This is a genomic window from Citrobacter sp. BDA59-3, from assembly GCF_015167655.1.
In the GTDB taxonomy this organism is placed as follows: Bacteria; Pseudomonadota; Gammaproteobacteria; order Enterobacterales; family Enterobacteriaceae; genus Phytobacter; species Phytobacter diazotrophicus.
On the sequence record NZ_CP063427.1, the window covers coordinates 5316679 to 5337310 of the forward strand.

A 20632-nucleotide genomic window follows, 5' to 3' on the forward strand; every position below is an offset into this window, starting at 1 on the left:
GGCGTGGGTGTCGCAGCCAGTTCGTCTACCGCCAGCGCGCAGAAAGCGGAGCGTACACGAAGTACGTGAGCATTTGCTCGCTCCGCTCGTCCTTCGGACCGTCTTACAGACGTCCAAAACGCATAGCGTTTTGTCGAGCACTGCCGGAAGGCGAAATGGCAAGTAAACCAGCCCCTTTGCAGATTCTACAATCGCATAGGCATAACAACGTAAGCTGCGGATTGCGAAGCCGCATCCTCAATCTGCACGCTCGAAACGGAATCCGTCAGCATAATACGCACATTTTCGCACTTCAGCGCATTAAGTACGTCCAGCACATAACTAACGTTAAAACCAATCTCCATTTCGCTACCGGAGTAGGTCACATCCAGTATCTCTTCCGCTTCTTCCTGTTCCGGGTTGTTAGCGGTGATTTTCAACTGGTTTTCGCTGACATACAGACGCACGCCGCGGAATTTCTCGTTCGAGAGAATGGCGGCACGGGCAAAAGCCTGCTTAAGAATGTCGCAACCCGCATCCAGATGTTTGTCCGGGTTTTTCGGTAATACGCGGCGATAATCCGGGAAACGACCGTCAACCAGCTTCGATGTGAAGATAAAATCACCAACATGCGCACGGATGTTGTTGCTGCCGATCTGCACGGTCAGCGGGTTGTCCCCGCCGTCGAGCATACGCATCAACTCAATCACCCCTTTACGCGGCACGATCACCGAATGGTTTGGCAAACTCACACCGACAGGCATAGAGCAGACCGCCAGGCGGTGGCCGTCCGTTGCCACGGTACGCAGCTCTTCACCTTCGGTCTCAAACAGCATGCCGTTTAAGTAGTAACGCACATCCTGATGCGCCATCGAGAACTGGGTGGCTTCAATCAGACGTTTCATCGTGGCCTGCGGCAGAGTGAACTCCACCTCGCTTTGCCAGTCATCCAGATTCGGGAAATCGGCGGCAGGGAGCGTGGAAAGGGAGAAGCGGCTGCGACCAGAACGCACCAGCATACGCTCACCTTCGAGCTGGACGGCGATTTCCGCGCCTTCCGGCAAACCACGGCAGATATCAAAGAATTTCCGCGCCGGGACGGTAGTCGCGCCGGGCTCATGCGGCTGGACGAGCGCAACACGGGCCACCATTTCCATTTCAAGATCGGTACCGGTCAGCGAAAGCGTACCGTCTGCAACCTGAAGCAGCAGATTACCGAGAATGGGCAACGTCGGACGACCGCCCAGCGGGCCGCTAACTTGTTGCAGCGGCTTTAAAAGGTGTTCACGTTCAACGGTAAATTTCATAGCGTCACGACGATAATGTTCTGATTAAATTGGAAAAATCTTCTTTGATATCGTGGCTCTCTTCACGCAACTGCTCAATCTTGCGGCAGGCGTGTAGCACGGTAGTATGGTCACGGCCACCAAACGCATCGCCAATTTCCGGCAGACTGTGGTTGGTAAGCTCTTTCGCCAGCGCCATCGCCATCTGGCGCGGACGCGCGACTGAACGGGAGCGACGCTTCGACAGCAGGTCCGCGACCTTAATCTTGTAATACTCTGCCACCGTCTTCTGAATATTGTCGATGGTGACCAGTTTTTCCTGCAGCGCCAGCAAATCACGCAGCGCTTCACGCACGAAATCGATAGTAATCGCCCGGCCCGTAAAGTTGGCATTGGCAATAACGCGGTTCAGCGCCCCTTCCAGTTCACGCACGTTAGAGCGTAAACGCTTGGCAATAAAGAAGGCCACTTCACCCGGCAGACGAATGTCATTCTCGTCGGCCTTTTTCATCAGGATCGCAACGCGGGTTTCCAGCTCAGGCGGCTCGATCGCGACCGTCAGCCCCCAACCGAAGCGGGATTTAAGACGATCTTCAACGCCGTTGATCTCTTTAGGATAACGATCCGACGTCAGGATGATCTGTTGATTCCCTTCCAGCAGCGCGTTAAACGTGTGGAAAAACTCTTCCTGCGATCGTTCTTTATTGGCAAAGAACTGGATGTCATCGATAAGCAACGCGTCAACGGATCGGTAGTAGCGTTTAAACTCTTCGATCGCATTGTTTTGCAGGGCTTTTACCATGTCCTGGACAAAACGCTCGGAGTGCATATACACCACTTTGGCGTTGGGTTTACGCGCCATGATGCCATTACCCACCGCGTGCAACAGGTGAGTTTTACCCAAACCCGTTCCACCATAAAGGAATAGTGGATTGTAGGCGCCGCCTGGGTTATCCGCCACCTGGCGCGCCGCCGCGCGCGCCAACTGGTTCGACTTACCTTCGACGAAGTTATCAAAGGTGTGTTTAAGGTTAACGTTGGAGCGGTAGGTCGGTTCCGCCGGTGCGGGAACGTTGTCCCAGCCAGGACGTACTGCCGGCGCAGCGCGCTGCGGCTGAACGTGAGTCGTCTGTACAGGCGTGGCGACATGAGCAGGTTCTCTGTGGACCTGCGTGACGGGCTTTGTACCGACCTCAAAGCGCAGTTGCGGGGCGTCCGCACCGCAGAAATCGTTCAGCAGCCCATTGATATTATTGAGATACTTGTCTCTTACCCAATCGAGCACAAAACGGTTTGGCGCATACAAAGCCAGCGTGTTATCGCTCAGTTCCGCCTGCAACGGGCGGATCCACATGCTGAATTCTGTGGCTGGTAACTCATCCTGCAATCGGGCAAGACACTGCTGCCAAAGCGAAAGTGACACGGCGGACTCCACTCGAACAAAAATCGATAAATAAAAGGCAGAAACATTAATGATTGTTGACACACGTCGATCAGACCCAACGAGGGTGACGTGCGAACCGCTATCTGCGGTTTTACACGCTTCCTTCTGGCTGCATCATTGCACCGTTGAGGAAAGTGTACTTTGCCCTGTTCACGATCCACGGATCGCGATCGGGACCGCGGATCATAGCCTAAACTGCGTCAGAGATCTTCTGTTTATCACAGATTCTTCACGATTTATCCACAGGGGGATTCGGAATCGGGTAAGTGTAATCGATCCCAGGTGCAGTGCGGGACGATTTAGGCCGCATATTGGAAAATTTAATGAGTAATGCCAATTTCCTGCTTAATCGATCTAATGAAGATCCAGGCGGATCCTTGCGCTTTGCCCGCCAGGCCGTATAATCCACCACCCGGCGTGCTTTGCTCGTTTTTAGTCGTCGAGCACTGCTTATTTTTTACGCGAAACTGTGCAAAAATAAGCGTGTTATAAGGAAAGAGAATTGACTCCGGAGTGTACAATTATTACAATCCGGCCTCTTTAATCACCCATGGCTTCGGCGTCCGTCGTACGATATTCGTTCGGGTATCCAAAAAGCCATTGAATTTATTCAAGTTTAGGTAGAAATCGCCATGAAACGCACTTTTCAACCGTCCGTACTGAAGCGCAACCGTTCTCACGGCTTCCGTGCTCGTATGGCTACTAAAAATGGTCGCCAGGTTCTGGCTCGTCGTCGCGCTAAAGGCCGCGCACGTCTGACCGTTTCCAAGTAATAAAGCTAACCCTGAGTGGTTAAGCTCGCATTTCCCAGGGAGTTACGTTTGTTAACTCCCAGTCATTTCACTTTCGTCTTCCAGCAGCCACAACGGGCTGGCACGCCGCAAATCACCATCCTCGGCCGCCTGAATTCGCTGGGGCATCCCCGTATCGGTCTTACCGTCGCTAAGAAAAACGTTAAACGCGCACATGAACGCAATCGGATTAAACGTCTGACGCGTGAAAGTTTTCGTTTGCGTCAACATGAACTTCCCGCAATGGATTTCGTGGTAGTGGCGAAAAAGGGGGTTGCTGACCTCGATAACCGTGCTCTTTCGGAAGCGTTGGAAAAATTATGGCGCCGCCATTGTCGCCTGGCACTCGGCTCCTGATAGGCCTGATTCGGGTCTATCAAATCCTGATTAGTCCGCTACTCGGGCCGCGTTGCCGTTTCAACCCGTCATGCTCTCGCTATGGAATTGAGGCATTGCGCAGGTTTGGAGTGATAAAAGGCAGTTGGTTGACAGTGAAACGCGTATTAAAATGCCACCCTTTACACCCGGGTGGAGACGACCCCGTCCCGCCAGGACCCTTTAATACCAGAGAACACTAACGATGGATTCGCAACGCAATCTTTTTGTCATCGCTTTGTTGTTCGTGTCTTTCATGATCTGGCAAGCCTGGGAGCAGGATAAAAATCCTCAGCCTCAGCAGCAGACCACGCAGACTACGACCACCGCAGCGGGTAGCGCAGCCGACCAGGGCGTACCAGCCAGTGGCCAGGGGAAACTGATTACGGTTAAAACCGACGTGCTGGAATTGACTATCAACACCCGTGGTGGTGATGTCGAGCAGGCACAGCTTTTGGGTTATCCGAAAGAGCTGGGTTCCAGCGAGCCGTTCCAGTTACTGGAAACGACCCCGCAGTTTATCTATCAGGCGCAGAGCGGTCTGACCGGTCGCGACGGCCCGGATAATCCGGCGAACGGCCCACGTCCTCTGTACAACAGTGAAAAAGATGCGTTTGTGCTGGCTGATGGCCAGAACGAACTGGCCATTCCGCTGACCTATACCGATGCTGCTGGTAACACCTTCACCAAAACCTTCACCCTGAAACGCGGTGAATATGCGGTGAACGTAGGTTACAATGTGCAGAACGCCGGCGAGAAACCGCTGGAAGTCGCTACTTTCGGTCAGTTGAAACAGTCCATCAATCTGCCGTCGCACCGCGACACCGGCAGCAGCAACTTTGCATTGCATACTTTCCGTGGCGCTGCGTACTCCACGCCAGACGCGAAGTATGAAAAATACAAATTTGACACCATCGCCGATAACGAAAACCTGAACGTCAGCGCAAAAGGCGGTTGGGTCTCCATGCTACAGCAGTATTTCGCTACCGCATGGGTTCCGCGTAACGAAGGCACCAATAACTTCTACACGGCGAACCTGGGCAACGGTATTGCCGCTATCGGTTATAAATCTGAACCGGTTCTGGTTCAGCCGGGTCAAACCAGTACGCTGGGCAGCACCCTGTGGGTCGGCCCGGAAATTCAGGATAAAATGGCTGCCGTTGCGCCGCACCTGGATCTGACCGTGGATTACGGCTGGCTGTGGTTTATCTCTCAGCCGCTGTTCAAACTGCTGAAATGGATCCACAGCTTCCTGGGTAACTGGGGCTTCTCCATCATCGCAATTACCTTTATCGTTCGTGGCATCATGTACCCGCTGACTAAAGCGCAGTACACCTCCATGGCGAAAATGCGTATGCTGCAGCCGAAGATTGCGGCAATGCGTGAGCGTCTGGGCGATGACAAGCAGCGTCAGAGCCAGGAAATGATGGCGCTGTACAAAGCAGAGAAAGTTAACCCGCTGGGTGGTTGCTTCCCGCTGGTTATCCAGATGCCAATCTTCCTTGCGCTGTACTACATGCTGATGGGTTCCGTTGAATTGCGCCATGCGCCGTTCGCCCTGTGGATCCATGACCTGTCTGCACAAGACCCGTACTACATCCTGCCGATCCTGATGGGCGTGACGATGTTCTTCATTCAGAAGATGTCTCCGACCACCGTGGCCGACCCGATGCAGCAGAAGATCATGACCTTTATGCCGGTCATCTTTACGGTGTTCTTCCTGTGGTTCCCGTCAGGTCTGGTGCTGTACTATATCGTCAGCAACCTGGTGACCATTATTCAGCAGCAGCTGATTTACCGTGGTCTGGAGAAACGTGGGCTGCATAGCCGCGAGAAGAAAAGCTCCTGATTCGGTGAAGGCCGGGTAAGCGTAGCGCCACCCGGTAATCAGAATAGTAATGACAGGGCGGTCTCATGACCGCCCTTTTTATTGGGATTCAATGGGACATATCATGAGCCATAACGACACGATCGTCGCCCAGGCTACCCCACCGGGACGCGGTGGCGTTGGTATCCTGCGTATTTCCGGCCTCAACGCGCGTGATGTCGCGCAAGCCGTGCTGGGTAAGCTGCCAAAACCGCGCTACGCCGACTATCTGCCGTTTAGGGATGCCGACGGCACCGCGTTAGATCAGGGCATCGCGCTGTGGTTTCCAGGCCCGAATTCATTCACTGGCGAAGACGTGCTGGAACTGCAGGGCCACGGCGGCCCGGTGATCCTCGATCTGCTGCTCAAACGTATTCTGACACTTCCGGGCGTACGCATTGCGAAACCGGGAGAGTTCTCCGAACGAGCATTCCTCAATGACAAGCTCGATTTAGCCCAGGCGGAAGCCATTGCCGATCTGATTGATGCCAGTTCAGAACAGGCGGCACGCTCGGCGCTGAACTCGCTGCAGGGGGCGTTTTCCGCACGCATTAATCACCTTGTGGAAGCACTCACTCACCTGCGTATCTACGTGGAAGCGGCTATTGATTTCCCGGATGAGGAAATCGACTTCCTGTCTGACGGCAAAATTGAAGCTCAGCTTAACAGCGTGATGGGCGATCTGGATGCCGTGCGCGCCGAAGCGCGCCAGGGCAGCCTGCTGCGCGAAGGGATGAAGGTAGTGATTGCCGGCCGTCCAAACGCCGGGAAATCGAGCCTGCTGAACGCACTGGCTGGCCGTGAGGCGGCGATCGTGACCGACATCGCCGGCACTACCCGCGACGTGCTGCGCGAGCATATCCACATCGATGGTATGCCGCTGCATATCATCGACACCGCCGGGCTGCGCGATGCCAGCGACGAAGTTGAGCGTATCGGCATTGAACGTGCCTGGCAGGAGATTGAACAGGCAGACCGCGTACTGTTTATGGTGGATGGCACTACCACCAGCGCCGTTGACCCGGCGGATATCTGGCCGGATTTTATTGCACGTCTGCCCGCCAAATTGCCCATTACCGTGGTGCGTAACAAATCGGATGTGACCGGTGAAACGCCAGGCATCAGCGATGTGAATGGTCACTCACTTATCCGCCTGTCGGCACGTACTGGCGAAGGCGTGGATGAGTTGCGTAATCATCTCAAGCAGAGCATGGGCTTTGATACCAATATGGAAGGCGGCTTCCTGGCACGTCGTCGCCATCTGCAGGCGCTCTCAGACGCTGCCAGTCACCTTGAACAGGGTAAAGCGCAGCTACTGGGTGCCTGGGCAGGCGAACTGCTGGCAGAAGAGCTGAGACTGGCACAGCAGGCATTGAGTGAGATCACCGGTGAGTTTACCTCCGACGATCTGCTGGGCCGTATTTTCTCCAGCTTCTGTATCGGTAAATGAGCCAGATGGCCGATGCCCTGTCCGCCCTCTACGAAGCGACCAGTGAACGCACGCTGGTCGCCTGGCAGAAGGCGCCTGATTGCGGCGAGATCATGCAACAAGCTTATTACGACCCGCACAAACTGGCGCTGGCGAGCGGGATTCAGCCCCCTCTTTCCACTGCCGTCGCCTCGCTGCGCCAGCAGCTTGCGATACGGGTGAGCGATGATACGCTGGCCGATGTCATGCCCGCCGACGGCCTGCACTTTACCTTTCTCCCGATCACGCTGCCGCTTTATAGCGCCGCAGAGCCGCCTGAGAATATGGCCTCTTTACTGACGCTCTGGCAGCGCTGGCGGCAACATACTGTGCGCATAAATGGACTACGGCTGGTTGCGCTACCGGGTCAGATTTTGCTGGCTGGTATTCCCGATGAAAAAAGCCAACAGGCACGCCAGCAATTTTGCGACGCGCTACTGGCCTCCCCCTGGCGCAATCATCTGATTGACCGCCATGCGCATACCCCCCTGCCACCGCCATTCTGGCACACAACGCTATTACGTTATCAGGCACAATACCTGGCCCCATCATTACGGCACTTTTTCCTCGCAAATCGCCAGCAACGCTACGGCAGCGTAGAAGGGACTCTGAAACTGGCTCAGGTGAATTACAACTGGACACGCGTGCTGCCGATTGAATGAATTGTGCAGGAAATATGTAGATGGGCACATATTGACTAAATTTATTGTAAATGTGGCCAGATTGGCCTTTTCATCAGCGTTTTTCCGCATTAAAACCTATGCGGTATGCGCGATAATGTTGATTATCGTTTCCTGCATCAGACCATTATCACGGAGGGAAAATGGCAACGCATTTTGCACGAGGGATCCTCTCAGAGGGATGTTTAGTTTCAACGCGGCTCTCCCAGGCCTGTCATAACAGCGCCCGGCAACTTCCTGAACACCAGCAGTCGCGCTATCTGGCTTCACGGGCACTGCTCGCTGAAATGATATTTATGCTTTATGGCATCAGCGAACTCCCGGACATCATAATTGAATCCAGCGGACGCCCGAAATTTTCCGATCCTGGCCTGCCACATTTCTCTCTGGCATACGCCGGAAATATGGTTGGCGTGGCGATCACTACCGAAGGCGAGTGTGGTCTGGACATGGAGTTACAGCGCGCCACCCGCAGTTTTCACAGCCCCCATGCACAAAAATCCTGGCAGTTCAGCAGCAACGAACAGCTCTGGATCAACAACCAGAACGATCCCAACGAAGCACAGGCGCAGCTCTCAACCCTGAGACAAAGCGTGCTTAAGCTTCTCAATCAAATGCAGGATTCCCCCGGCATGTTGCAACTGCTACCTGGCGCCGGACGACTGCGCGTTCCCCAACTGGCTCAGGTCGAAGTTTTATGTGATGCTGAGGACGTCTTGATCTGGTCGGTTGCGGTGACGCCGGCCATCGAGAGCCTCAAGATCTGGGAGTTTGATAGTAAAAATGGGTGGCGCTTTCTGCCAGACGTGCAGACACGCGCGAACGATCCCGTCTCCCGCCTGATGCGCTTCACCAGTTTGCCAGCAGAAAAAGCCCTTATTATTAACTGACCCGATCGCAAGGAGTCATTATGTCTGCATCACTTAACGTTGTGACGTTACTGGGTAGTTTGCGTAAAGGATCGTTTAACGCGATGGTTGCGCGGACGCTACCCAAACTGGCCCCGGCGGGCATGGAAGTCTTACCTTTGCCGTCCATCGGTGATATTCCGCTGTATGACGCCGATTTGCAGCAGGAAGAGGGTTTTCCCGCCCGTATCGAAGAGATTGCACAACAGATTCGCGAAGCGGATGGCGTGGTCATTGTGACCCCGGAATATAACTATTCCGTACCCGGTGGGCTGAAAAATGCCATTGACTGGCTTTCACGTCTTCCTGAACAACCGCTGTCCGGCAAACCGGTGCTTATCCAGACCAGTTCAATGGGCGCGATTGGCGGCGCGCGTTGCCAGTATCACCTGCGGCAAATCCTGGTTTTCCTTGATGCCATGGTAATGAACAAGCCAGAATTTATGGGCGGTGTGATTCAAAGCAAAGTCGATCAGCAGACGGGAGAAGTGGTGGATCAAAGCACGCTCGATCATCTGACCGGGCAGTTGACGGCCTTTGGCGACTATATTCAGCGGGTAAAAGCGTAAGCGAAGTGCGGGGTGATGCCCTCACCCCAGCCCTCTCCGCGTGGGAGAGCGCGCAAACACTAAAGCCCTTTTCTTCGAAAAGGGCTTACTGCTTATTTGGCGTCGATAAAGACGATTTTCAGCACGAAGAGCACCGCAACCACAACCACACACGGGCTGAGGTCACGCAGGCGCCCAGTGAACAGCTTCATCACACAGTAAGAGATAAAGCCCAGCGCGATCCCTTCGGTAATTGAGAAGCTGAACGGCATCATCACGGCAGTAATAAACGCCGGGACCGCTTCGGTCAGATCATCCCACTTTACGCGAGAAAGGCTGGATGTCATCAGAACGCCAACATAAATCAGCGCGCCCGCAGCAGCGTAAGCAGGAACCATTCCGGCCAGCGGCGACAGGAAGATAACCAGCAGGAACAGGATGCCGACGACAACGGCAGTCAGACCTGTGCGGCCACCAACAGAGACACCGGATGAGGATTCGATATAGGCGGTCACCGAAGAGGTACCGATGAACGAACCCGCCACGGAAGAGATACTGTCGACATACAGCGCCTGCTTCATGCGCGGGAATTTACCGTTCTCATCAACCAGACCCGCTTTGTCGGTCACACCGAGCAGGGTACCGGAGGAGTCAAAGAGGTTAACCAGCATAAAGGAGAAGATAACGCCTGCCAGGCCAATGTTGAACGACCCGGCCAGATCAACATTACCCACTACGCTCGCCACGCTCGGCGGCGCGGAAATAATCCCGTGATACTGCACATCGCCCATCATCCAGCCCAGCAGAGTGGTCACGACGATAGAAATCAGTACCGCAGCATGAATATTGCGGGAAGCCAGAACAGCAATGATAAAGAAGCCCAGAACACCCAGCAGGACGCTGTGAGACGTCAGGTTACCAATGGCCACCAGCGTATCTTTGTTCGGCACAATCACACCGGCGTTTTTCAGGCCCATCATACCGATAAACAGACCAATACCGCTGGTGATGCCCACACGCAGGCTCACCGGAATGTTGGCAATCATCCAGTAACGAACGCGGAAAATAGTCAGCAACAGCAGACCTACTGCACCCCAGAAAATCGCGCCCATCCCAATTTGCCAGGAGAGCCCCATCGCGCCCACCACCACAAACGCGAAGAAGGCATTCAGGCCCATCGCGGGTGCCAGTGCAACCGGCAGGTTAGCAAACAGACCCATCAGGATACTGCCGAACGCGGCAATCAGACAGGTGGTGACGAAGACCGCACTGGTGTCCATCCCGGCGACACCCAAAATCTGCGGGTTAACAAAAACGATGTAGACCATCGTCAAAAACGTGGTGAAACCGGCGATCACTTCGGTGCGTGCCGATGTGCCATGTTCACGCAGTTTAAACACGCGCTCAAGCAACCCTTGGCTCGACGCCTGGGTAGTGTGTTGTTGGCTCATTATCAATTTCCGAACAAGGAGGGAAAATTCGTCGCTATCCTATACCAAAATGAGACAATGTTGACGGTTATCACACACTTTTTTTCATTGAATTTGCTTATACGGCAACGATTGCGTGGGGTAATCTGCCTTAAGTAAACGATAAACTTGCAATATACAGGAAACGGCATGTCCCAAATTGAAGCAGTATTTTTCGACTGTGACGGCACCCTGGTAGACAGTGAAGTCATCTGTTCGCGCGCATATGTGCATATGTTTAAAGAATTTGGCATCACGCTCGATCTTGAAGAGGTGTTCAAACGTTTCAAAGGCATGAAACTCTACGAGATAATCGAGGTGACAGGCGAAGAACACGGCGTGACGCTGGACAAAACCAAACTGGAGCCAGTATTTCGCAGCGAAGTGGCGCGGCTGTTTGATTCCGAGCTGGAAATCATTCCGGGGGCGAAAGAGCTACTTGATGCAGTCACCGTGCCTGTCTGTGTGGTCTCTAACGGCCCGGTAAGCAAAATGGAGCATTCACTTGGCAAAACCGGTCTTCTGCACCATTTCCCGAATCTGCTGTTCAGCGGCTACGATATTCAACGCTGGAAGCCCGACCCGGAACTGATGTTCCATGCGGCAAAAGCGCTGAATGTGAATACAACGCGCTGCATTCTGATTGATGATTCGGTGGCGGGCGCACAGTCGGGTATTGCTGCAGGCATGGAAGTCTTTTATTTCTGTGCCGATCCGCATAACAAACCGATCGACCATCCGCAGGTGACCACGTTCACCGAGTTGTCGCAACTTCCGGCATTGTGGAAAGCGCGCGGCTGGAACATTACACGCTAACGGTAAACGCCTCTCCTTAACAGGAGAGGCGTAATGCATCACTTAAACAGTTTCTGCACAAACTCGGCATACGCCGGACGCCAGACATCCATTTCGTGGTTCAGACCCGGGTACATCTTGTAGTCAAATTTAATGCCTTGCTTCTCAAGATCGTTTTTCAGACCGGCAATGTCTTTGCCCGTGACGGAATCTTTTTCACCGACCACCACTGTGAAGTTATGCAGTTGCTTGTTGATCTCCTGAGGCTTGTTAAGCTGAGCGGTAACACCCGCATCCGGAACGGTTGTGGTGGTTACGCCACTCAAGGTTGCCAGCCAGCCAAAGCTATCAAGATGGTTCATCCCTGAGACCAGCGCCTGATAACCGCCCTGCGATAACCCGGCCAGCGCGCGCCCGCTTGCATCTTTGCGTACGTTAAACCGCGCATCAACCATCGGGATGATGTCATGCATCAGTTCGCGATCGGCCGCTTTAGCATTCAGCGGATAGAAAGTTTTCCGACGCTCTTTCGGCGGATAGTTTTCCGCAACCGCCTGCGCGATGTCGGTTTCCGTATCCGGCACGACCACCAGCATCGGTTTGATTTTCCCTTCGGCCAGCAGGTTGTCCATGATCTGCGGCAGGCGCCCCTGATCGATAGCCGAAAGACCGGTATCACCAAAACCATGATAGAAATAGAGGACCGGCAGCGGCTCGCCTTTGCCGTTATAACCTGGCGGTGTCCAGACATAGACGCGACGCTCTGAGCTCAACGCTTTTGAGTGATAAGTCACCGTCAAGAGATCGCCATGCGGTACGGCGCGATCGTCGAGAATACTTCCCGGAACCAGGATCAGGCTGGTATTGACCTGACGCTGCGGTTTCTGAAAACGGCTTCCCGTGTCTACCGAACGGAAACCATCCACATCAAAGTAATATTCATACAGATTCGGCGCCAGAGATTCGCTTTTCCAGGACCAGACGCCGCTCTCATCTTTGCTCATATCATGGGAGACAAAGCTGTCCGGGGTGGAACCGGTAACCACCGACACCCGTTTTGCTGCTGGCGCAAACAGGCGAAAGGTGATGCTTTTATCGGCATTCACCTGGGTCACATACTGGCTGACCGGCACCGACAAATCCGGGGTTGCCGGAAAAGGGGCCGCAATGGCGGGAATAGCCGCGCTGCCAAGCAGTGCGGTGATGGCGAGTGTCAGACAGGCGATGTTTCTTTTCATATCAAATCCCTCGTATTTTTTTGTCGTTCATGCAGCGTTATTAAGCGGGCATTACCACCAGACCTCAGCCTGAACGCCTGCGGCAAACTGGTTATTTTTCTCATCAGCAAAGCTGAAATTATCCAGTTCGTTATCCAGCGCATGGATGTAGGTACCATAAAAACGAATTTCCGGGCGGGATGTCAGCATACTGGTGTTGACCTTAAGCGTATGGTAAAGCGTGGTTTTATACCCTGCCTCTTTGAACTTCGCGCCGTATTGATTTTTGTTCTGCTGGTTGAAATACGCCAGTTCTACGCCCGTCTGGTTGTATTTGTCCCAGATATACGCCGGACGTACCACCGCGCGATAGCTGGTGAAGTCACTGTGAGCGCCAGTCTCATAGCTATAGACATCTTCGCCTCGTGAATAGACCAGCGCATTGGCCACGATCACATCGTCACGCAAATAGGTTTCGCCCTGCGAGACCAGACGAATCGCCGTACCGTTGGTGTGATCGCCATAGTAACGACCATTGAACGCGATGTACGGGCTGGAACCGCTGTAACGGGCAAAGCTGCTTGCCAGTGAGTTATTGGCCATCAGGAAGCTAAATTCGTTATAACCGCCGTTTTTAAATTTCTGCGTTAACGCCGTGCCAAACATCCAGGTGTCTTTCCATTTGTAATACCCGTTGTCGTTCACGTTCTCTTTCTGCGTATCCGTCGAGTTCGCCATCGCGTAACGACCATTGACCATCAGTTCTGCTTTATCCCACAACGGAATGGCTTTATAGCGGACATCAACGGTGTTGGTGTTGAGTTTCTGTGAGTGGCTTAGTGAGCGATCGTATTGATCAATATCTTCACGCAGCAGCGCGATATCAAGCTTACCGCTGCCAAGCTTCATGTTTTCAATCCCAACGCCGCCAGAGGCATCAGTACGCTGCGTTTTCCAGTCGAGCATCTGTACTTCATATTTGGGAAGCTGGTGCTTACCCACCCAGATATCCGCTTCCGGGGCGAACGGCAGGAAACCGGTGGTGGTCAGGTAGATATCAGAGAACTGCAGGTAGTTTTCATTGGTGCTGTTGTCGCCAAACCAGCCAGCAGAATAGGACTGCCCAACGTTACCATCGAGCATGACGACAGCTTTCGCGCTCTTACCATTTTCGTTATAGACACGCTGGGAGAACTGCAAATCAAACCAACTGGTGTATTCGTTGCCAAAACGCCCCAACGAACCGATAGCCCAGGATTTGGGCGATCCGTTGGTGGTGGTCGCCCATCCCGAGCGGAAATAACCGTTGTAACTAAAGCCAATTTCGTCTTTGACGAACTTACTGAGATCTTTTATCGACATGGATGAAACATCTTCAGTTTTAGATGGCTGAGCACCCGGCGCTGGCGCTGTCTGAACCAGCACAGCAGCAGGGGCCGATGTCGTTTTCGCTGTACTTGCCGTCGCAGATGCGGGAGCAGGTGCAGAAGCGGTCTGCGCAAAGTAAACCGCCTGCTTATTCTTCTCTTCATCCTTGTAGCGCTGTAATTCCTTTTTTGTTTCGCTGAGATCTTTCTCCAGCGCCGCAAGGCGCTGTTCGATGGTCATATTTCCGGTTGCGGCCATCGCAGGGGTAACTGAGTATAAAAATGATGATGCCAGAATTAAGGGTATTGTTTTTTTCATGGTTTCCATCCAACCATTTTTTGGATAAAAAAAAACCTGAACCCACCCGAGATGAATCGGGTGTGAGTTCAGGTTTTGCCTGTCGAAAGCAGTAACAATCCTGTACTGGACACATCTTTGCGGCTGGCTGTTTTTTACTCAGCCCTAAAAACAAAAAACCTGGCACCTCCAGAAGGGAGATGTCAGGTTTAGCCCGCAAAGCGGTAGCAATCCAGTTTCAGCCCACAACATAGCGATTTTTAACCCACCGGCAATGCGCAAAATAATAAACTGTGATTTACCACGGGTTTTTAGTTCACCATTTCAGCAGCGGTACATTTTTATGGGCCAGATTCCGGTACCGGGTCTGATACAGAAACGTCGTTAATTTATTCCAGAATCAGAACGGCGGGTTTTCGGGAGAAAGAAATGGGAAGGCTTGTGGGGGTTATAAATAAACAGTGCCTTGCATCTGACACTCTCCTGCAAATCAGCAAAAAAACGCCAGCAGATATGTCGCTGGCGTTTTTATTTGCTGAGCGCGGAAATCACTCTTTCGGGTCTTTCCCGGCGAGCAGTTTATCCAGTTCATCACCGCCAACATGACGGAAATCCTGGCCTTTAACAAAATAGAAAATGTATTCGCAAATATTCTGGCAACGGTCGCCGATACGTTCAATAGAACGGGCGCAGAACAGGGCGGTTAACACGCTCGGAATGGTGCGCGGATCTTCCATCATGTAGGTCATCAGTTGGCGCACGATACCTTCATATTCCTGATCCACTTTCTTGTCTTCACGGTAGATACGTACCGCTTCGTCAATATCCATACGCGCGAAAGCATCCAGTACGTCGTGCAACATCTGCACGGTATGGCGACCCAGAGATTCCAGGCTTACCAGCAGCGGCTGGTGCTGCGAGGAGAATTTCTCCAGCGCTGTGCGGCAGATTTTATCGGCAACATCGCCAATACGTTCCAGCTCAGCGATCGTTTTGATAATCGCCATCACCAGACGAAGGTCGCTGGCGGTCGGCTGGCGCTTGGCAATAATACGCACACAGGCTTCGTCGATAGCGACTTCCATCATGTTCACCTGCTTATCACCCTCAACAACGCGCTGAGCCAGCTCGCTGTCCTGGTTATGCATCGCAGTGATCGCGTCAGAAAGTTGTTGCTCTACCATCCCACCCATGGTCATCACCTGAGTGCGGATACTTTCCAGCTCGGCGTTAAACTGGCCGGAAATATGTTTGTTAAGATTGAGGTTGTCCATGGTGTCTCCTGATGCCCAACTATTTTTGGGCTATAACAAGGCGGCAACTGAGCGAATCCCCGGGGCGCATTATATGGCACGACCGGGGTGAACAAAGGCAGCCAACACAGTTAGAGCCTGAAAGCAGTATGGCAAATCAACCGTAGCGGCCAGTAATATAATCTTCGGTTTGCTTTTTCTTCGGCTTGGTGAACAGATCATCCGTGTTGCTGAACTCAATCAATTCGCCGAGATACATAAACGCCGTGTGATCGGAACAACGCGCAGCCTGCTGCATGTTGTGGGTCACGATGACGACGGTGTAATCCTGCTTCAACTCGGTGATCAATTCTTCGATACGACCAGTCGAAATGGGGTCGAGCGCCGAGCAAGGTTCATCCAGCAGTAAGACTTCCGGACGGATCGCAATCCCACGGGCGATACACAGACGCTGCTGCTGACCACCGGAAAGAGAGTATCCGCTCTGGTGCAATTTATCCTTGGTTTCATTCCATAATGCGGCCTTGGTCAAGGCCCACTGCACACGTTCGTCCATATCGGCACGAGACAGCTTTTCAAACAGACGCACACCGAAGGCGATGTTGTCGTAAATCGACATCGGGAACGGCGTTGGCTTCTGGAAAACCATCCCAACTTTTGCGCGCAGCAGGGCGATATCCTGGGTATTGGTGAGGATGTTATCCCCATCCAGCAGGATTTCGCCTTCTGCGCGTTGCTCCGGGTACAGTTCAAACATTTTATTGAATGTACGCAGCAGCGTGGACTTACCGCAGCCTGACGGCCCGATAAACGCCGTTACCTGGTTTTTAGCAATGTCCAGGCTGATGTTTTTCAGGGCATGGAATTTGCCGTAATAGAAGTTCAAATCGCGAACCTGAATTTTGCCCGGCGTTGTATCAACCATACTCATTTATCTCTTTCCTCACTCGGCACCGCGTTTCACCGCGCCGCAAAAATTAGTGTTTCTTCGCCGCGAAAATGACACGCGCCAGAATGTTCAGTAGCAGCACACACAGCGTGATAATCAGAACACCGGCCCAGGCCAGTTGCTGCCATTCAGCAAACGGGCTCATCGCAAACTTAAAGATGGTGACCGGCAAGTTTGCAATCGGCCTCATCATGTCCGTGCTCCAGAACTGGTTCGACAGCGCGGTAAACAGCAGCGGTGCGGTTTCACCCGCGATACGCGCAACCGCCAGCAGCACGCCGGTCATGATCCCGGAGACAGAAGCTTTCACGGTAATAGCGGAAATCATCTTCCACTTCGGCGTCCCCAGCGCGTATGCCGCTTCACGCAGGCTATCCGGCACCAGTTTTAGCATGTTCTCTGTGGTACGAATCACGATGGGCACCTGCAGCAGCGCCAGCGCAATCACGCCTGCCCAGCCAGAGAAGTGTTGCATCTGCGCCACTACAATGGTGTAAACGAACAGGCCAACAACAATAGACGGTGCGGAAAGCAGAATATCGTTAATAAAACGGATAATTTCGGCCAGAATCGATTTGCGCCCGTACTCAGCCAGGTAGATCCCGGCCATGATACCCAGCGGCGTACCGACAGCGGTCGCCCAGAAGATGAGCAGCGCACTTCCCGCCAGCGCATTCGCCAGCCCACCACCCGCCGTGTTCGGCGGCGGCGTCATTTCGGTAAAGAGCGCCAGAGACATCCCATCAAAACCACGACTAATGGTCGACAGGAGGATCCAGACCAGCCAGAACAGACCAAATGCCATGGTCGCCATCGAGAGCGTCAGGGCGATACGGTTTTTGGTACGGCGCTTAGCCTGCATCTTGCGACGGGATTCAGCCAGCTCAGCGGTGGTTTGCATTTCAAGCGTAGCCATTAGCGGGCCCCCTCATTTTTCGCCAGGCGCATGATCATGAACTTAGAAATCGCCAGCACAATAAAGGTAATGACGAAGAGGATCAGACCCAGTTCCATCAAGGCTGCAACGTGCAGACCGGATTCCGCTTCGGCGAATTCGTTCGCCAGCGCGGAGGTAATACTGTTACCCGGCATATAGAGCGATGCGCTGTCGAGCTGGTAGGTGTTACCGATGATAAAGGTCACCGCCATGGTTTCGCCCAGCGCACGACCCAACCCCAACATAATGCCACCGATAACACCATTTTTGGTGAACGGCAGAACAATACGCCAGATAACTTCCCAGGTGGTGCAGCCGATGCCGTAGGCAGACTCTTTCATCATCACCGGGGTTTGTTCGAATACATCGCGCATAACGGCGGCAATGTACGGAATGATCATAATGGCGAGGATAACCCCCGCGGCCAGGATACCAATACCAAATGCCGGGCCAGAGAAGAGGGCGCCAACAAACGGGATCGCGGACATAACGTTGCCGACCGGTTCCTGGAAATATTTGGCAAACAGCGGGGCGAAAATAAACAGACCCCACATGCCGTAAACGATACTGGGAATCGCCGCCAGCAGTTCAATCGCGATCCCAAGAGGGCGTTTCAGCCAGCCAGGCGCCAGCTCCGTCAGGAAAAGTGCGATACCAAAACTTACCGGGACAGCGATCAGTAGCGCGATTAAAGACGTTACCAGCGTGCCGTAAATCGGAACCAGAGCACCAAAGGTCTCATTCGGCGCATCCCACTCTTTGTTCCACAAGAAGGAAAAACCAAATTTCTGGATACTCGGCCAGGAGGAGAAAATCAGAGACACGATAATGCCGCCAAGCAGCAATAGCACAATCAGCGCAGCCAGTTTTACCAGCGCGCTGAAAATCATGTCACCTTTTTTGCCCGGGGGGCTAAAAGCCGGCTTGGTTGCAGCCATAAATCACTCTTTAAGTTTGGGCCAGGAAGCGCGCATTTTATCGTGCTTCCTGGCTAACGTAATGCCATACCCTAAGTAATTCGAGTTGCAGCCAACACCAACACTGCTAAGGCTCGAAGTATGGCGGGTATTAGTACAGCGCTTTACCGCTGCTGTCTTTCACGTTGGTTTTCCATGCAGCGCGAATCTGTGCAACAACGCTCTCAGGCAGGGTAGCGTAGTCGAGGTCATTAGCCTGTTTGCCGCCGTTTTTGTATGCCCAGTCGAAGAATTTCAGCACTTCTGCGCCCTGCTCAGGATTTTTCTGCTCTTTGTGAACCAGGATGAAGGTGGTGGACGTAATCGGCCACACATCGGCACCTTTCTGGTTGGTCAGGTCCTGCGCGAAGGATTTGCTCCAGTCGATGTTTTTCGTCGCATTGGAGAAGTTTGCTTCGGTCGGGCTAACCGGTTTGCCATCAGCAGACAGCAGCTTGGTGTAGGTCAGGTTATTCTGCTTAGCGTAAGCATATTCAACATAACCAATGGAGCCCGGCAGACGCTGTACGAATGCAGCGATACCGTCGTTACCTTTACCGCCCAGACCGGTCGGCCAGTTAACAGTAGAGCCAGCGCCTACAGACGATTTCCACTCTTCGTTAACTTTCGCCAGGTAGCTGGTAAATACGAAAGATGTACCAGAACCATCAGCGCGACGTACGACAGCGATATTCTGAGAAGGCAGTTTTTTGCCCGGGTTCAGCTTAGCAATTGCCGCATCATCCCATTTTTTGATTTTGCCCAGGTAGATATCGCCCAGCGTTTTGCCATCCAGCACCAGCTCGCCAGATTTGAAACCTTCCAGGTTAACAGCCAGGACAACACCACCGATTACGGTCGGGAACTGGAACAGGCCTTCCTGAGCCAGTTTGTCGTCAGCCAGCGGAGCATCAGAAGCGCCGAAGTCAACGGTGTTTGCAGTGATCTGTTTTACGCCACCAGAAGAACCGATACCCTGGTAGTTAACCTTATTACCCGTTTCTTTCTGGTAAGTATCGGCCCATTTGGCATACACCGGCGCTGGGAAAGTTGCACCCGCACCTGTCAGGCTTGCAGCGGCGTTAACTGCAAATGCACTCAGTGAAAAGGTCGCGGCGACAACAGTTGCGACAGTGGTACGCATAACGTTCATAATGTCTCCTGCAAGGATCGTAAATCGTTGTTTAAGTGGCTACGACGAGCAAAATAGGACACTTTGATGACAGTTATATGCAATGATTGTTACTGTTTGATGACAATGACGGCTTTCACATAGATTAACCCTATCTTGTATGATTTATCAGCAAGATAACGTTATTAATGACAGTGAGATGTCAGCAAGATTTTAGTTTTATGACACTAAAAAAGTAGTAGATGCCAACGAGATGTCCCAGCAAAAAGCGACAAAAAGTAGCCTTAGATCAATTCATTTTCGCCTGGGTTGCGTCAATGCCTGACGTCGATACTGGGCTATTCTGAGTGACGCACGCCACTGTATTAGTTTCGTCAGTTCTGGCCCGTTCATGACCTGCCGCGTCAGCCATAAGATAAGCAAACTCCCGGCCCAACACCCGACACTTAGCCATGAGAAAGAGGCGAACAACAGCCATCCTGCCACCAATAGATTACAAACACATAACGCCGACCAGACGGCTAAAAATAATCTCAGGGATAATGTTCTTCCTTTCTCTGCTCCTGATAACGCCACCACAAGCAGAATGAAGATAACAAGACCTGCAATAACGCTCCAGCCGCCGGTAACGGTTCTGAACGCAATGGCAAGACCGGCATAGCTCAACAGCAACGTATAAAACAACACCAATATGCTGGCGAAATATGTCGTCCCACGGATGTAGTAAGCCTTCGGCATTTCCTGAAAAGCCTCCGCCAGCGCTTTTAATTGCGCCATTTTACGACCCGATATCCCCACATCTACCTTGTCGCAGTAGTCGATGAGCGCCAAAAATTTAAGCCCGATAATGCGTTTCAACAGATTCATCATCATCCTGAAAAAAAAGAGGCTGCCGCCAGGCAACCTCTTTTAT

Annotated in this window: 19 protein-coding genes and 1 pseudogene; 9 read left to right on the plus strand and 11 right to left on the minus strand. The window is 52.8% G+C overall.

All coding sequences use genetic code 11. The features are described 5' to 3' along the window. Window positions 1-185: 185 nt before the first annotated feature. Both dnaN and dnaA read right to left on the minus strand, forming a co-directional pair. Window positions 186-1286, minus strand: coding sequence for a DNA polymerase III subunit beta (dnaN, locus tag IP582_RS25065; protein WP_039080027.1), 1101 nt, complete (start codon window positions 1284-1286; stop codon window positions 186-188). A gap of 4 nt (window positions 1287-1290) precedes the next feature. Then, window positions 1291-2688 carry a chromosomal replication initiator protein DnaA gene (dnaA, locus tag IP582_RS25070; protein ID WP_193794744.1) on the minus strand — a complete coding sequence of 466 codons (1398 nt, stop codon included), beginning with the start codon at window positions 2686-2688 and terminating at the stop codon, window positions 1291-1293. Between the two features lie 653 nt (window positions 2689-3341). Here dnaA and rpmH point away from each other — a divergent pair. The 8 genes from rpmH (at window position 3342) to IP582_RS25110 (ending at window position 9367) form a co-directional block, all read left to right on the plus strand. Further along, window positions 3342-3482, plus strand: coding sequence for a 50S ribosomal protein L34 (gene rpmH, locus IP582_RS25075; protein ID WP_000831330.1), 141 nt, complete (start codon window positions 3342-3344; stop codon window positions 3480-3482). Between the two features lie 15 nt (window positions 3483-3497). Further along, entirely contained in the window at window positions 3498-3857 is a 360-nt protein-coding gene (gene rnpA, locus IP582_RS25080; protein ID WP_071195137.1) for a ribonuclease P protein component, read from the plus strand. Further along, window positions 3821-4078, plus strand: a complete 258-nt coding sequence (gene yidD, locus IP582_RS25085; RefSeq protein WP_072039764.1) for a membrane protein insertion efficiency factor YidD — start codon at window positions 3821-3823, stop codon at window positions 4076-4078. The genes rnpA and yidD overlap by 37 nt, the downstream gene beginning before the upstream one ends. A 2-nt stretch (window positions 4079-4080) precedes the next feature. Next, window positions 4081-5724, plus strand: a complete 1644-nt coding sequence (gene yidC, locus IP582_RS25090; protein WP_039080024.1) for a membrane protein insertase YidC — start codon at window positions 4081-4083, stop codon at window positions 5722-5724. 103 nt (window positions 5725-5827) lie between these two features. Then, the gene (gene mnmE, locus IP582_RS25095) at window positions 5828-7192 is read left to right on the plus strand and encodes a tRNA uridine-5-carboxymethylaminomethyl(34) synthesis GTPase MnmE (RefSeq protein WP_193794745.1); all 1365 of its coding nucleotides are present in this window, start codon (window positions 5828-5830) and stop codon (window positions 7190-7192) included. Continuing rightward, on the plus strand, window positions 7189-7872 hold the full coding sequence (locus IP582_RS25100) for a hypothetical protein (RefSeq protein WP_228007931.1): 684 nt from the start codon (window positions 7189-7191) through the stop codon (window positions 7870-7872). Before mnmE ends, IP582_RS25100 begins: the two co-directional genes overlap by 4 nt. A 161-nt stretch (window positions 7873-8033) precedes the next feature. Beyond that, window positions 8034-8780 carry a 4'-phosphopantetheinyl transferase superfamily protein gene (locus IP582_RS25105; RefSeq protein WP_193794746.1) on the plus strand — a complete coding sequence of 249 codons (747 nt, stop codon included), beginning with the start codon at window positions 8034-8036 and terminating at the stop codon, window positions 8778-8780. Window positions 8781-8800: 20 nt separating this feature from the next. Further along, the gene (locus tag IP582_RS25110; RefSeq protein ID WP_071195141.1) at window positions 8801-9367 is read left to right on the plus strand and encodes an NADPH-dependent FMN reductase; all 567 of its coding nucleotides are present in this window, start codon (window positions 8801-8803) and stop codon (window positions 9365-9367) included. Window positions 9368-9459: 92 nt separating this feature from the next. On the opposite strand, the gene IP582_RS25115 is transcribed toward IP582_RS25110, so the two are convergent. After that, window positions 9460-10797: an NCS2 family permease gene (locus IP582_RS25115; RefSeq protein ID WP_039080019.1), complete on the minus strand. Its 1338-nt coding sequence runs from the start codon at window positions 10795-10797 to the stop codon at window positions 9460-9462. Between the two features lie 168 nt (window positions 10798-10965). On the opposite strand from IP582_RS25115, the gene yieH reads away from it, so the two are divergent. Further along, the gene (yieH, locus tag IP582_RS25120) at window positions 10966-11631 is read left to right on the plus strand and encodes a 6-phosphogluconate phosphatase (protein WP_039080018.1); all 666 of its coding nucleotides are present in this window, start codon (window positions 10966-10968) and stop codon (window positions 11629-11631) included. A 38-nt stretch (window positions 11632-11669) separates the two neighbouring features. Here the strand turns inward: yieH and IP582_RS25125 are convergent, their stop codons facing one another. From IP582_RS25125 to IP582_RS25160, 8 genes and pseudogenes are all read right to left on the minus strand, one after another. After that, a complete protein-coding gene (locus tag IP582_RS25125; protein ID WP_228007932.1) occupies window positions 11670-12848 on the minus strand; it encodes an esterase in 1179 nt (392 codons plus the stop codon). Between the two features lie 51 nt (window positions 12849-12899). Then, window positions 12900-14432, minus strand: a pseudogene (locus IP582_RS25130) (carbohydrate porin); the annotation flags it as partial. 608 nt (window positions 14433-15040) lie between these two features. Further along, window positions 15041-15766: a phosphate signaling complex protein PhoU gene (gene phoU / locus IP582_RS25135; RefSeq protein WP_039080015.1), complete on the minus strand. Its 726-nt coding sequence runs from the start codon at window positions 15764-15766 to the stop codon at window positions 15041-15043. A gap of 136 nt (window positions 15767-15902) precedes the next feature. Next, on the minus strand, window positions 15903-16676 hold the full coding sequence (gene pstB, locus IP582_RS25140) for a phosphate ABC transporter ATP-binding protein PstB (RefSeq protein ID WP_039080014.1): 774 nt from the start codon (window positions 16674-16676) through the stop codon (window positions 15903-15905). A 46-nt stretch (window positions 16677-16722) separates the two neighbouring features. Continuing rightward, window positions 16723-17610, minus strand: a complete 888-nt coding sequence (pstA, locus tag IP582_RS25145) for a phosphate ABC transporter permease PstA (protein WP_039080013.1) — start codon at window positions 17608-17610, stop codon at window positions 16723-16725. Continuing rightward, entirely contained in the window at window positions 17610-18569 is a 960-nt protein-coding gene (pstC, locus tag IP582_RS25150; protein ID WP_193794748.1) for a phosphate ABC transporter permease PstC, read from the minus strand. The genes pstA and pstC overlap by 1 nt, the downstream gene beginning before the upstream one ends. Before the next feature lie 130 nt (window positions 18570-18699). Then, window positions 18700-19740 carry a phosphate ABC transporter substrate-binding protein PstS gene (pstS, locus tag IP582_RS25155; protein WP_039080011.1) on the minus strand — a complete coding sequence of 347 codons (1041 nt, stop codon included), beginning with the start codon at window positions 19738-19740 and terminating at the stop codon, window positions 18700-18702. Window positions 19741-20013: 273 nt separating this feature from the next. Further along, complete coding sequence (locus IP582_RS25160; protein ID WP_193794749.1) at window positions 20014-20586, minus strand: hypothetical protein; 573 nt, start codon at window positions 20584-20586, stop codon at window positions 20014-20016. Window positions 20587-20632: the final 46 nt, after the last annotated feature.

What these genes read in the sequence shown, in the direction of transcription:
- pstA (WP_039080013.1), bottom strand. Translation starts at nt 17,610, where the DNA reads ATGGCTACGCTTGAAATGCAAACCACCGCTGAGCTGGCTGAATCCCGT.
- mnmE (WP_193794745.1), top strand. Translation starts at nt 5,828, where the DNA reads ATGAGCCATAACGACACGATCGTCGCCCAGGCTACCCCACCGGGACGC.
- pstB (WP_039080014.1), bottom strand. Translation starts at nt 16,676, where the DNA reads ATGAGTATGGTTGATACAACGCCGGGCAAAATTCAGGTTCGCGATTTG.
- IP582_RS25125 (WP_228007932.1), bottom strand. Translation starts at nt 12,848, where the DNA reads ATGAAAAGAAACATCGCCTGTCTGACACTCGCCATCACCGCACTGCTT.
- IP582_RS25105 (WP_193794746.1), top strand. Translation starts at nt 8,034, where the DNA reads ATGGCAACGCATTTTGCACGAGGGATCCTCTCAGAGGGATGTTTAGTT.
- yidD (WP_072039764.1), top strand. Translation starts at nt 3,821, where the DNA reads ATGGCGCCGCCATTGTCGCCTGGCACTCGGCTCCTGATAGGCCTGATT.
- pstS (WP_039080011.1), bottom strand. Translation starts at nt 19,740, where the DNA reads ATGAACGTTATGCGTACCACTGTCGCAACTGTTGTCGCCGCGACCTTT.
- IP582_RS25160 (WP_193794749.1), bottom strand. Translation starts at nt 20,586, where the DNA reads ATGAATCTGTTGAAACGCATTATCGGGCTTAAATTTTTGGCGCTCATC.
- pstC (WP_193794748.1), bottom strand. Translation starts at nt 18,569, where the DNA reads ATGGCTGCAACCAAGCCGGCTTTTAGCCCCCCGGGCAAAAAAGGTGAC.
- dnaN (WP_039080027.1), bottom strand. Translation starts at nt 1,286, where the DNA reads ATGAAATTTACCGTTGAACGTGAACACCTTTTAAAGCCGCTGCAACAA.
- rpmH (WP_000831330.1), top strand. Translation starts at nt 3,342, where the DNA reads ATGAAACGCACTTTTCAACCGTCCGTACTGAAGCGCAACCGTTCTCAC.
- phoU (WP_039080015.1), bottom strand. Translation starts at nt 15,766, where the DNA reads ATGGACAACCTCAATCTTAACAAACATATTTCCGGCCAGTTTAACGCC.
- IP582_RS25115 (WP_039080019.1), bottom strand. Translation starts at nt 10,797, where the DNA reads ATGAGCCAACAACACACTACCCAGGCGTCGAGCCAAGGGTTGCTTGAG.
- IP582_RS25110 (WP_071195141.1), top strand. Translation starts at nt 8,801, where the DNA reads ATGTCTGCATCACTTAACGTTGTGACGTTACTGGGTAGTTTGCGTAAA.
- yidC (WP_039080024.1), top strand. Translation starts at nt 4,081, where the DNA reads ATGGATTCGCAACGCAATCTTTTTGTCATCGCTTTGTTGTTCGTGTCT.
- yieH (WP_039080018.1), top strand. Translation starts at nt 10,966, where the DNA reads ATGTCCCAAATTGAAGCAGTATTTTTCGACTGTGACGGCACCCTGGTA.
- IP582_RS25100 (WP_228007931.1), top strand. Translation starts at nt 7,189, where the DNA reads ATGAGCCAGATGGCCGATGCCCTGTCCGCCCTCTACGAAGCGACCAGT.